General features: G+C 73.9%; 10 protein-coding genes. 2 read left to right on the forward strand and 8 right to left on the reverse strand.

Annotated features, from left to right (window positions below; all coding sequences use genetic code 11):
* On the reverse strand, positions 1-2255 hold a 2255-nt coding region (locus GEV28_RS21980), incomplete at its 3' end, for an ATP-dependent helicase (protein WP_291413999.1).
* A gap of 75 nt (positions 2256-2330) precedes the next feature.
* Here GEV28_RS21980 and GEV28_RS21985 point away from each other — a divergent pair.
* Complete coding sequence (locus tag GEV28_RS21985; RefSeq protein WP_291414000.1) at positions 2331-2618, forward strand: MGMT family protein; 288 nt, start codon at positions 2331-2333, stop codon at positions 2616-2618.
* On the opposite strand, the gene GEV28_RS21990 is transcribed toward GEV28_RS21985, so the two are convergent.
* Positions 2600-3595 carry an aldo/keto reductase gene (locus GEV28_RS21990; protein WP_367115160.1) on the reverse strand — a complete coding sequence of 332 codons (996 nt, stop codon included), beginning with the start codon at positions 3593-3595 and terminating at the stop codon, positions 2600-2602. The genes GEV28_RS21985 and GEV28_RS21990 overlap by 19 nt on opposite strands.
* On the opposite strand from GEV28_RS21990, the gene GEV28_RS21995 reads away from it, so the two are divergent.
* Positions 3594-4223: a transcriptional regulator gene (locus GEV28_RS21995; RefSeq protein WP_291414002.1), complete on the forward strand. Its 630-nt coding sequence runs from the start codon at positions 3594-3596 to the stop codon at positions 4221-4223. The genes GEV28_RS21990 and GEV28_RS21995 overlap by 2 nt on opposite strands.
* A gap of 147 nt (positions 4224-4370) precedes the next feature.
* On the opposite strand, the gene GEV28_RS22000 is transcribed toward GEV28_RS21995, so the two are convergent.
* The 6 genes from GEV28_RS22000 to GEV28_RS22025 all read right to left on the reverse strand — a co-directional run bounded on the left by GEV28_RS22000 (position 4371) and on the right by GEV28_RS22025 (position 11967).
* Entirely contained in the window at positions 4371-5360 is a 990-nt protein-coding gene (locus GEV28_RS22000; RefSeq protein ID WP_291414003.1) for a pirin family protein, read from the reverse strand.
* Positions 5361-5389: 29 nt separating this feature from the next.
* Positions 5390-6178 (reverse strand): sirohydrochlorin chelatase, encoded by a 789-nt coding sequence (locus tag GEV28_RS22005; RefSeq protein ID WP_291414004.1) that lies wholly within the window; start codon positions 6176-6178, stop codon positions 5390-5392.
* Positions 6175-7302, reverse strand: coding sequence for a uroporphyrinogen-III synthase (locus tag GEV28_RS22010; RefSeq protein ID WP_291414005.1), 1128 nt, complete (start codon positions 7300-7302; stop codon positions 6175-6177). Before GEV28_RS22010 ends, GEV28_RS22005 begins: the two co-directional genes overlap by 4 nt.
* Positions 7303-7450: 148 nt before the next feature.
* Positions 7451-7810: a nitrite reductase small subunit NirD gene (nirD, locus tag GEV28_RS22015; RefSeq protein ID WP_291414006.1), complete on the reverse strand. Its 360-nt coding sequence runs from the start codon at positions 7808-7810 to the stop codon at positions 7451-7453.
* On the reverse strand, positions 7807-10323 hold the full coding sequence (gene nirB, locus GEV28_RS22020) for a nitrite reductase large subunit NirB (protein WP_291414033.1): 2517 nt from the start codon (positions 10321-10323) through the stop codon (positions 7807-7809). Before nirB ends, nirD begins: the two co-directional genes overlap by 4 nt.
* A 114-nt stretch (positions 10324-10437) precedes the next feature.
* Positions 10438-11967, reverse strand: coding sequence for an MFS transporter (locus GEV28_RS22025; protein ID WP_291414007.1), 1530 nt, complete (start codon positions 11965-11967; stop codon positions 10438-10440).
* Positions 11968-11979: the final 12 nt, after the last annotated feature.

Consider the following 11979-nt stretch of genomic DNA (forward strand, 5'->3'; position numbering starts at 1 on the left):
ACCAGGTCGGCGAGCACGAGCGCGCGGCGCGGGCCGCCGAGCGCGGCCGGGCGGACCGCCTCCTCGACGTCACCGCCGGCGAGCTCGGCCAGGAACCGGGACGGCTGCTCGTCCTCGCCGCGGATGGCCGACAGCAGCAGGGTGTGCCGCGCCCGGCTGGCCGCCACCAGCAGCAGCCTGCGCTCCTCGGCCAGCAGCGGCGCGGTCGCGGACAGCGCCTCACCGTCCACTCCGGACAGCAGGTCGGTCAGCCGCTCCACACCGAGCAGCGAGCCGCGCAGCCGCAGGTCCGGCCAGGTGCCCTCCTGCACGCCGAGCACGGCCACGACCGTCCACTCGCGACCGACCGCGGCGTGCGCGGTGATGACCGAGACGGCCTCGCCGCGCTGCGCGGACGGCGCGAGCGAGTCACCCACGATCCGTTGCGCGGCAAGGAAGTCGGCGAACCCGGTGACCCCGGCGCCGGGCAGCCGGTCGGCGTAGCGGCCCGCGGCGTGGAAGAGGCCGACGATCGCGTCGAGGTCACGGTCCGCCTGCGCGCCGAGGGTCCCGCCGCGCTGGGACTGGGCGACCCAGCGCGCCTCGAGCCCGCTCTGCTGCCACACCAGCCAGAGCACCTGCTCGATGCCGACGTTGTCGGCGATGGCCTGCCGGGCGGTCGTCAGCAGGCCCGCCACCCGCCGGACACTCACGGCCTCGGAGTCGTCCAGCGCGGCGAGCTTGTCGTCCTCGTTCAGCACCTCGACGAGCAGGTCGTCGCTGGACCGGTCGTGGCCCGCGGCGAGCTCGAGCCGGCGAAGGCCCCGGCGCAACCGGCGCAGGGCCAGCGGGTCGGCACCGCCGAGCTGGCAGGCCAGCAGCAGCTCCGCGCGGGCGGGGTCGAGCAGGTACGGGTTGGCCGCGACGCGCAGCAGCTCGAGGAACGGGCGGACGGCGGGCTGGCGGGCCAGCGGCAGCTCGTCGGCGTCGGTCGCCACGGGCACGCCGGCGGAGGCCAGCGCGCGCTGCAGGACCGGGACCGAGCGGGTGGCCGAGCGGACGAGCACGGCCATCTTCGACCAGCCGACGCCGTCGATGAGGTGGGCGCGGCGCAGCTGGTCCGCGGCCCACGCCGCCTCGGCGGCGTCGGTGGCGTGCAGGCAGACGGTCACCGCACCGTTCTCGGGGGAGCTCTCGACCCGTGGCTCGTCGACGTCGAGGGTGAGCCGCTGCGGCGAGGCGCCGGGCAGCCGGGCGGCGAGGCGGGCGACGGCCTGGCGGACCGCGGGCGCCATCCGGTGCGTGGCGCGCAGGACGACGGTGCCGCCGTCGGGCCGGGTGTCGGACAGCAGCCGGGGGTCGGCGCCGCGGAAGGAGAAGACGGCCTGGTCCGGGTCGCCGGCGAGGACGAACTCCTTGGCCGCGAAGCCGAGCCGGGCCAGCAGCCGGTACTGCAGCGGGTCGAGGTGCTGGGCGTCGTCGACGAGCAGGTAGCGGACCCGGTCGCGCTCGCCGGCGAGCAGGTCGGCGTCGGTCTCGAAGGCCAGCAGGGCGCTCGCGACGAGCTCCGCGGCGTCCAGCGCGGGCGCGCTCTCCTGGGCGACGGCGCTGTCCGCGGCGCCGGCGAGGAGGGTGACCTGCTCGTACTGCCGGGCGAACTTGCCGGCGGCCACCCACTCCTCGCGCTTGGCGTCCCGGCCGATCCTGATGAGGTCCTCCGGCCCGAGCCCGCGCTCGGCGGCGCGGAGCATGAGGTCGCGCAGCTCCTCGCCGAACCCGGGCACGCCGAGCGCGGGCCGTAGGCGGTCGGGCCAGTAGCGGGCCTCGTCCTCGACGTCGCCGGCCAGCAGCTCGCGGACGACGGCATCCTGCTCGGGCCCGGACAGCAGGCGCGGGCCGGGCACGTCACGCATGGCGGCGTGCAGGCGCAGGACGGAGAAGGCGTAGGAGTGGACGGTGCGGACGAGCGGCTCGCGGATCGTGCGGATGTCCGGGCTGTCGCCCTGGGTCAGGCGCGCGGTGATGGCCTCGCGGACCTCGGTGGCGGCGCGCCGGTTGGCCGCGATGACGAGGAGCTGCTCGGGATCGACGCCGCCGCGCAGGATGCGGTCCGCGGCGACCTCGGTGAGCAGCGTGGTCTTGCCGGTGCCGGGACCGCCGAGGACCCGGACGAAGCCTTCGGCGCCGTCGAGCACGCGCCGGGCCGCGGCATACCACCGGAAGGGCCGTCGGGGTGCCACCGGCCGGCGGACGAGCCGGGGAGCCGTGGTGACCACGCGGACGATGAAAACACGGCGGCCCGCTCGGGCGTGCACCGGCACGCCGGCACACCGGCCCGGCATACTTGCGCTGTGGACGAGGAGCTGCACGAGCGGGTCCGCGAGGTGATCGCGTCGATCCCCGCCGGCCGGGTGGCCTCCTACGGCGACATCGCGGCGATGGCCGGGGCGTCGACGCCCCGGCTCATCGGCCGGATCCTGAGTGAGGACGGCCACGACCTGCCCTGGTACCGCGTGCTGCGTTCGGACGGGACGCCGGCACCGCACCTGGTCCACAAGCAGCTCGAGCTGCTCCGGGCCGAGGGCGTGCTGGCCGACGGTCAGCGGGTGAGCATGCGCACCTACCGCTGGCGTCCCTGAACCACCACGTCGCCGAACGTCACGCCGCGGGTCATCGGGCGGGCCAGGAAGTCGTGCGGGAAGCCGAGCTCGATCGCACTCGCCTTCTCCAGGTTCGCCACGTGGTGCTCGGCGAGCCGCACGTCGAGCGCACCCAGGTTGTCCTCGAGCTGCGCGACCGTGCGCGCCCCGACGATCGGCGAGGTCACCGCCGCGTTGCGCAGCGTCCAGGCCAGCGCGACCCGGGACGGCGTCGTCTCCAGCTCGGTGGCGACCTCCTTGACCACCTCGGCGATGGCCAGCCCGCGCTCGGTCAGCGCGCCGTTCGCCGCGGCCACGTTCTTGCGCGAGCCCGCGGCCGACGCCGACCCGCCGCCGATGTCCAGGTCCGCGTGCGTGTACTTGCCGGCCAGCACCCCGCTGCCCAGCGGTGACCACGGGAGCACCCCGAGGCCCATCGCACGCGCCATCGGGATCAGGTCGCGTTCGACGGTCCGCTCGATGAGGCTGTACTCGATCTGCAGCGCCACCAGCGGCGTCCAGCCACGCAGGTCGGAGATCGCCTGCATGGGGGAGACCTGCCAGGCCGGGATGTCGGACATGCCGAGGTAGAGCACCTTCCCGGCACGCACGAGGTCATCCATCGCGCGCAGGACCTCCTCCACCGGCGTGGTGGCGTCCCAGGAGTGCAGGTAGAGGAGGTCGATGTAGTCGGTGTTCAGCCGGCGCAGGCTCTCCTCGGCGGAGTTGACCAGGCTCTTGCGGTGGTTCCCGCCCGAGTTCGGGTCGCCGGGGCGGGTGGTCATCGTGTACTTGGTCGCGATCACCAGCCGGTCGCGCCGGTCGCCCGCGAACTCGCCGAGCAGCCGCTCGGCCGAGCCGTTGGTGTACTGGTTGGCGGTGTCGACGACGTTGCCGCCGCGGTCGAGGTAGGTGTCGAAGATGCGGCGCGCCTCCGCCTTGTCCGCGCCCCAGCCCCAGTCCGACCCGAAGGTCATGGTTCCCAGCCTGCGGCTCGACAACGACGAGCGGGCCTACCTGTTCGACCTGGCCCGGCAGCGCCCGGCGCGCAGCCGCTCGACCGCCGACCCGGCGGCGGCCCGGCTGGTCGTGGACCTCTCGCCGCTGCCGGCGATGCTGATCGACCACCGCTTCGACATCCTGGCCTGGAACGAGGAGATGGCCGGGCTGATGCTGGACTTCGGCGCGCTGCCGGTCGAGCAGCGCAACACGATGTGGCTGTGCCTGTGCCACCCGGCGATGCGCGAGTTCTACCGGGAGCGGGAGCGGGTGATCAGCGAGGGCATCGCCGACCTGCGCGCGGCGTGGGCGGCCCGGCCGGACGACGAGTCACTCGTCGACCTGGTCGGTGAGCTGACCGTGCACAGCCCGGAGTTCGCGGCCCTGTGGGAGCGGCGCGACGTCCGGGTCAACGGCCGCGGGCGCAAACGCTTGCACCACCCCAGGGTCGGCCCGCTCGCGATCGACTTCGAGGTGCTCAACCCGCTCGGCGAGCCGGACCAGCGGCTGATCATCTACCGCGCCGCGGACGCCGCCTCCCAGACCGCCCTGGACGCCATCAGCCGCGAGGCCGCCGAGCCCCACCCCACCCTCCGCGCCCTGTAGACCCCGCGAGTCCCCACTCCCGACCCGCGGGTCCTGAGCGTTGGACTCGCGGGTCCTGACCATTGGACTCGCGGGTTCCGAGCGTTGGACTCGCGGGTTCTGAGCGTTGGACTCGCGGGTTCTGGGGGTTGGACTCGCGGGGTGGGGTCAGCGGGGGTCGTCGGCGGTGGTGCGGTGGGCCAGGTGGTCCGCGGGGATCTGGCCGAGGCGGCCGGCCTGGAAGTCCTCGAACGCGGTGACGATCTCCTCGCGGGTGTTCATCACGAAGGGGCCGTAGCGCGCCACCGGCTCGTTGATCGGAGCACCGCCCAGCACCAGGATCTCCCAGCCCGTCGGCGAGTCGGCCGGCTGCGTGTCCGCCGCCCGCATGGTCAGGGCCTCGCCGTGGGTGAACACCGCCAGCTGGCCCTCCTCGACCGGCCGGTGCTCCGGGCCCACCGTGCCGCGGCCGGACAGCACGTAGACCAGCGCGTTGTAGTCCGCCGGCCACGGCATCGCCAGCCGCGCGCCCGGGCTGACCGTCGCGTGCAGGTAGGTGATCGGGCTGTACGTCACGCCGGGACCGTCGTGGCCGTCCAGCGAACCGGCGATCACCCGGACCAGCGCGCCGCCGTCGTCGCCGGCGAGCAGGGTGGCGTCGCGGGCGCCGATGTCCTGGTAGCGCGGGGTGATCATCTTCTTGTCACGCGGCAGGTTGACCCACAGCTGCACGCCGTGGAACAGGCCGCCCTTCGCGACCATGTCCTGCGGCGGCACCTCGTTGTGCAGGATGCCGGCGCCGGCGGTCATCCACTGGGTCGAGCCGTCGGTGATGAGCCCGCCGCCGCCGATCGAGTCGGTGTGCTCGAAGGCGCCGTCGATCATGTAGGTCACGGTCTCGAAGCCGCGGTGCGGGTGCCACGGCGCGCCCTTCGCCTCGCCGGGGCCGTACTCGACCGCGCCCATGTGGTCCAGCAGCAGGAACGGGTCGGCCATCGACAGGTCGACGCCCGGGAACGGCCGGCGGACCTGGAAGCCCTCGCCCTCGAGGAACCGCTGGGCGGTGACGATCCGGTGCACGCCGCGCCAGTGGGTGTCCGGGGCGGACAGCTCGGGCAGGCGGGGCAGGGTGAGCGTGTCCGCGGTGATCGCCGGCATGACGCCTCCTTGGTCAGGTGCTCGAAAGCCTATGCTCCGACCAAGGTAGTTGCACCATCAATTATTCCCGCCCGGTACCGCCGGACGACGAGGTCGGCCACCAACGGGTGGGCACCCAGCGGCTCGGCCACCACCGCCGCACCGCTCGCGGCGAGGACGCGCTGGAACCGGCCCGGGGCGAGGAGCCAGGACGCCACCGCCACCCGGCCGCCCGCGCCGCTTACGCCGCCCACGCCGGCCACGCCGGCCACGCCGGCCACGCCGGCCACGACGTCACCGATCCGCGGGCGCGCGGTGGCCGCGTAGCCGACCCGGACCGGGCCGCCGGTGCTGGCGCCGAGCAGCTCGGCCGCCTCGACGACCTCGGCGAGCGCCCGCGGGTCCGAGGACCCCGCGGCGGCGAACACGACCGGGTCGCCCCGACGCCAACCTGCCTCGACGAGCCGCGCATGGGCGACCTCGACCAGCGCCGGGCCGAGGCACGGGGTGAGCACGGCGGGTCGCCCGCTGCGCCGAACCTGTTCGGGGAGGTCGACGCGGACGTGGTAGCCGGCGGCGAGGAACGCCGGCACGACGACCACCGGTGCCGCGACGGCGGACTCGCGGGTCCGGAGCGTTGGACTCGCGGGTCCCGGACGTTGGACTCGCGGGTCCCGGGCGTTGCGGAGGGCCGTGGTCACGTTCGGGCCGCGGACGTCGGCGAACGCCACCGCCACCCGCACGCCGGGGAGCCGGGTCCGGACCTGGGCGGCCAGGGCGCCGACCACCTCGGCGCCCGCCGGGTCGCGGGTGCCGTGGGCCACCAGGAGCAGGGTCACGGCACCGGGACGGCGAGCCGGTAGCCCCGCTTCACGACCGTCTGCACCAGCTCCGCGGTCCCCAGCGCCGAGCGCAGGCGGCCGATCGTGGTCTCCACCGCGTGCTCGTCGACCGCGTCGAGTCGGCCGGAGTGGCGGCGCAGCACCCCGCCGAGGACCGGGCGGGACAGGACCCGGCCGGGGCTGCCGGCCAACGCACGCAGCACGGCCATCGGCGCGGGCGGGACCGGGCGGAGCTCGCCGTCCACCAGGGCCGCCTGGCCGCGCAGCTCCAGCACGCTCTCGCCGATGCACACCCGGACGGCTCTGGCGGGCAGCGCCACCGCGAGCTCCCGGACCAGCGCGCCGATCCGCGCCCGGTGCGGTTGGATCACCGGCACGCCGACCCGTTGCATCGGCGCCGCGGTGATCGGACCGACGCACACCACCAGCACCCGGTAGCGCAGCATCTCCAGCAGCGGCACCAACCGGCCGGCGTCCTCGGCCGCGCGCAGCACGCTCGCCGCGGCCGGGGCGCTCGTGAAGGTCAGCGCGTCCACCTGGCCGGCCAGCACCGCGCCCAGCAACCGCTCCAGCGGCGCGGGGTCCGCGGGTGCGGTCCAGCGGTACACCGGGATCTCCAGGACGTCGGCACCGGCGGCGCGGAGCTGGTCGACGAAGTCACGCAGCGGCTCGCCGTGCAGCTGCACCGCGATCCGCTTGCCGGCCACCCCCGCGGCCAGCAGGTGGTCGAGCACCTCGGCGCTCGACTCGGACTCCGGTGACCACCGCTCGACCAGGCCGGCCGCACGGACCGCGCCCTTCGCCTTCGGGCCACGGGTCAGCACCGCGGCCGCGCCGAGCGCGGACAGCAACGCGTCGCCGAGCCCCCATCCCTCGGCGGCCTCGACCCACCCGCGGAAGCCGATCCCGGTCGTCGCCACCGCGACGTCCACCGGTGCGGCCAGCAGGCTCCGGGTGGCCCGCAGCAGGTCCGCGTCGTCGGCCAGCGGCACGATCCGGATCGCCGGCCCCTGCACGACGGTGGCGCCACGACGCTCCAGCAGGGCACCCAGCTCGTCCGCGCGGCGGGCCGCGGTCACCCCGACCGTGAACCCGGCCAACAGCGCGACATCACCGGTCACGACACTCCTTGTTCTACCTCAGCTGGTCGAGCAGCGGGGAACCTGCACGAACCGCGTGCTCGCCAATCGCGCCCAAGGGGAACGGGACGCGACCCAGCCACCGGTACGCACCGAACCGGACGGCACCAACCCACGGTGACCACAAGGGTTAATTCCGGGGAGGCGGAGCCGCCCCCACCATCAGCACACCGTCGGCGACTCGCACGGGGTAGACGCGGACCGACGCCGACCCGTCCTCCACGCACACGCCGGAGCGCAGGTCGAAGTGCTGCTTGTGCATGGGCGACGCGACCACCGGCGCCCCGCCCAGGTCGCCGACGATGCCCCGGGAGAGCACCGCCGCCCCGCTGAACGGGTCCACATTGGACAGTGCGTATGTCCCGGCGTGGAGCTCGTCGGCGCGGAACAGGGCGATCTGCGCGCCGTCGGGCAGCAGCGCCGCCACCCCGCGGCCGGGCAGCAGGTCGGACAGCGCGCACACGGCCGTCCAGGTCGAGAGTGCGGTCATCGGCTGACCTCCGGTATGCCGAGCGGCACCCGCTGGCCCCGCTCCGAACGGAAGGACACGCTCGGGTCGGGCATGCCCGGCGCGTTGACGAACGAGGTGAACCTGGCGAGCTTGACCGGGTCGTCCAGCACGCCGCGCCACTCGTCGGAGTAGGACTCGACGTGCGTGGCCATGGCCGCGTCCAGGTCGGCGCAGATGCCGAGGCTGTCGTGCAGGATCACGTCCCGCAGGTGGTCGACGCCGCCGTCCATCGCCTCGACCCACGCCGCGGTGCGCTGCAGCCGGTCGGCCGTGCGCACGTAGAACATCAGGAACCGGTCGATCAGCCGGACCAGTGTCTCGTCGTCCACATCGGACACCAGCAGCTCGGCATGCCGGGGCGAGAAGCCGCCGTTGCCGCCGACGTAGAGGTTCCAGCCGTGCTCGGTGGCGATCACGCCGAAGTCCTTGCTCCGCGCCTCCGCGCACTCCCGCGCGCAGCCGGACACCCCGGCCTTGATCTTGTGTGGCGAGCGCAGCCCGCGGTAGCGCAGCTCCAGGTCGATCGCCATCGTCACCGAGTCCTGCACGCCGTAGCGGCACCAGGTGCTGCCCACGCAGGACTTCACCGTGCGCAGCGCCTTGCCGTACGCGTGGCCGGACTCGAAGCCCACGTCCACCAGCCGGCGCCAGATCTCGGGCAGCGCCTCGACCGTGGCGCCGAACAGGTCGATCCGCTGCCCGCCGGTGATCTTGGTGTACAGCCCGAAGTCCTGCGCGACCTGGGCGATCACCATCAACCGCTCAGGGGTGATCTCGCCGCCGGGGATGCGCGGCACGACCGAGTAGGTGCCGTTGCGCTGGATGTTGGCGAGGAAGTGGTCGTTGGTGTCCTGCAAGGTCGCCTGCTCGCCGTCGAGCACGTGCCCACCGCCGAGCGAGGCCAGGATCGACGCGACCGCGGGCTTACAGATGTCGCAGCCGCGGCCGGTGCCGTGCCGCGCGACCAGCTCGCTGAACGTCGTGATCCCGGTGGACCGCACGATCTCGAACAGCTCCGCCCTGCTCTGCGGAAAGTGCTCGCACAGCGCGGTGGACTGCCCGACGCCGGCCGCGCCGAGCAGCTGCTTGAGCATCGGCACGCACGAGCCGCAGCCGGTGCCCGCCTTGGTGCACGTCTTGAGCGCCGGCACGTCCGCGCAGCCCTCGGCGATCGCTGCTTCGATCGCACTGTCGACGGCGCCGCGGGTGACCGCGTGGCACGAGCAGACCTGCGCGTCGGCCGGCAGCGCGCCGACCCCCACGGTGGCGCCGGCCGGGGAGATCAGCGCGGCCGGGTCGCCCGGCAGCGGCCGGCCGACCAGCGGGCGCAGCGTGGCGTACGCGGTGGCGTCGCCGACGAGGACGCCGCCGAGCAGCGTGCCGGCGTCGTCGGAGAGCACGAGCTTCTTGTACGAGCCGGCGACGGCGTCGTTGAGCACGACCTCCAGCGCGCCCTCGGTCCTGCCGTGCGCGTCGCCGAAGCTGCCGACGTCCACGCCGAGGAGCTTCAGCTTGGTGGACGTGTCGGCGGCGGCGAACATCGCGTCGCCGCCGAGCAGCCGGTCGGCGACCACCTCGGCCATCGCGTTGCCGGGCGCGACCAGGCCGTAGACCCGGCCGTGCACGCAGGCGCACTCGCCGACCGCGAAGACGTCCGGATCGCTGGTGCGGCAGGCATCGTCGACGAGGATGCCGCCGCGCTCGCCGATGTCCAGGCCGGCCGCCCGGGCCAGGTCGTCGCGCGGCCGGACACCCGCGGAGAACACGACGAGGTCGACGTCGAGCTCGGTGCCGTTGCCCAGCCGCGCGAGCAGCCGCGAGCCGTCCTGCTCGATGGCGTCGGTGCCGGTGCCGGCGTGCACGGTGACGTCCAGGCTCTCGACCAGCCTGCGCAGCAGCGCGCCGCCGCCCTCGTCGACCTGCATCGGCATGAGCCACGGGGCGAGCTCGACCACGTGCGGGGACAGGCCCATGTCCCGCAGCGCCTTCGCCGCCTCCAGGCCGAGCAGCCCACCGCCGACCACGAGCGCGGCCCGGCGGCCCTGCGGCCTCCGCGCGGCAGCCCTCTCGACGACGCCGGCACGGATGCCGTCCAGGTCGTCGATCGTGCGGTAGACGTGGCAGCCGGGCAGGTCGTGGCCGGGCACCGGCGGCACGAACGGGTACGAGCCGGTGGCGAGCACGAGCGCGTCGTAGGCCCGCACCAGCCCGCGCGCGGAGGTCACGGTGCGCGCGGTCCGGTCGATCGCCACGACCGGGTCGCCGAGGTGCGGCGCGACGTGCTCGTCGCCGGCGAACGAGGCGCCGTCGAGCTCGAGCGACGCCGCGTCCCAGGAGTCCACATAGGACGTGAGGGCGACCCGGTCGTAGGCGGGCCGCGGCTCCTCGGCGAACACGTCGACCCGCCACTCGCCACGGAGGTCGCGGTCCCGCACGGCCTGGACCAGCCGGTGGCCGACCATGCCGTGGCCGACCACGACGAGCCTGCGCATCATGCCCACTCCCCTTCCTCGCTCGGCCTCATGCTCGGTGGCGGCCGTGTCGGCGCCGGGTCGGTGCCGTTTCGCCACCGTTACGGATGACTCACCGCGCAGGTCAGCGGCCGGTCAGATGCCCGCATGCGCGAGGCTCCGGACCCGAGCGACCGCGAACGACCTGCGCAGGTAGTAGAACCAGGTCATCGCCGCGAAGACCACGTAGCCGGCGAGGAACACCCACAGCGCCGAGGTGGACCAGTCGTCGTTGGCCTGCGCCACCGCGAGCTTGTCCTCGACGGTGTCCGCGGCAGCCACCTTCGCGGTGACCCCGAGGCTCGCCTGGCGGAAGACGACCTGGATCAGGAAGCCGCCGAACGCGCCGATCGCGCCCGCGATGCCGATCACCGCGGCGGCCTCGCGCTTGAACTTCAGCGCGGTCGCACCCGGCGCCAGGCCCTTCTCCGCGGCCTCCTTGCGGCCGAGCTCGCCGAAGATGACTGGGATCATCCGGTAGGTGGAGCCGTTGCCCGCCCCGGACAGCATGAAGATCACCATGTAGGCGCCGAAGAACAGCGCGAAGCTGTGCGCGTTCACGCCGACGATCGCGAGCGCGGTGAACACGCCCATGCCGAGGAAGCACCACAGCGTCACCCGGGCGCCGCCGATCCGGTCCGACAGCCACCCGCCGAACGGGCGGGACACCGAGCCGATCAGCGCGCCCATGAAGCCGAGGCCGGCGAGGTAGGTGGCGATGAACGGGTTGGCCGCGAGGAACTCGGGGAAGGTGTTCTTGATGACCAGCGGCAACGCGAACGAGTAGCCGATGAACGAGCCGAACGTGCCGATGTAGAGGATCGACATGACCCAGGTCTGCCCGTGCCGCAACGCGGTCACGTAGGACCGCGCGTCGGACCTCGCCTGGGTCAGGCTGTCCATGAACAGCCACGCGCAGACCGCCGCGGCCACCACGAACGGGATCCAGATGAGGCCCGCGTAGCCGAGGTGCACCTCGTGCTGCGGCAGCCGCGCGGCCGCGGCCGGCACGCCGATGATCACCACGAGCGGCACGACCAGCTGCACCACGGCGACGCCGAGGTTGCCGCCGGCCGCGTTGAGCCCGAGCGCGAAGCCCTTCTTGCGCTCGGGGTAGAAGAAGGAGATGTTGGCCATCGACGAGGAGAAGTTGCCGCCGCCGAAGCCCGCGGTCGCCGCGCACGCGAAGAGGACCCAGAACTGCGTGTCGTGGGTCTGGCCGGCGAGCCACCCGCTCGGGACGACGGTCGCGAGCAGCACCGCCGGGATCAGCAGCAGCGCCGCGCTGACGCCGGTCCAGAGCCGCCCGCCGAACCGCGGCACCGCGAACGTGTAGGGGATGCGCAGCGCGGAGCCGATGAGGTTGGGGATCGCGGTGAGCCAGAACGTCTCCGCGAGGGTCATGGTGAGCCCGACGTTCGCGAGGTTCAGCACGACGACGGACCACAGCACCCAGACGGCGAACCCGAGATGCTCGGCGAAGATCGAGAAGACGAGGTTCTTGCGGGCGATCCGCTTGCCGGTGGCTTCCCAGAACCGCTCGTCGTCGGGGTCCCAGTCGTCGATCCACCGCCCGCCGCGGCGGGCCGCCGGGGTCGTCGGCCCGGTTTCTGTATCGACGGTCACGTGTTCCTCCAT

Origin of the sequence: Actinophytocola sp. (genome assembly GCF_009379765.1) — a bacterium.
GTDB lineage: Bacteria > Actinomycetota > Actinomycetes > Mycobacteriales > Pseudonocardiaceae > Actinophytocola.

What these genes read in the sequence shown, in the direction of transcription:
- GEV28_RS21995 (WP_291414002.1), top strand. Translation starts at nt 3,594, where the DNA reads ATGGTTCCCAGCCTGCGGCTCGACAACGACGAGCGGGCCTACCTGTTC.
- GEV28_RS21990 (WP_367115160.1), bottom strand. Translation starts at nt 3,595, where the DNA reads ATGACCTTCGGGTCGGACTGGGGCTGGGGCGCGGACAAGGCGGAGGCG.
- GEV28_RS22000 (WP_291414003.1), bottom strand. Translation starts at nt 5,360, where the DNA reads ATGCCGGCGATCACCGCGGACACGCTCACCCTGCCCCGCCTGCCCGAG.
- nirD (WP_291414006.1), bottom strand. Translation starts at nt 7,810, where the DNA reads ATGACCGCACTCTCGACCTGGACGGCCGTGTGCGCGCTGTCCGACCTG.
- nirB (WP_291414033.1), bottom strand. Translation starts at nt 10,323, where the DNA reads ATGCGCAGGCTCGTCGTGGTCGGCCACGGCATGGTCGGCCACCGGCTG.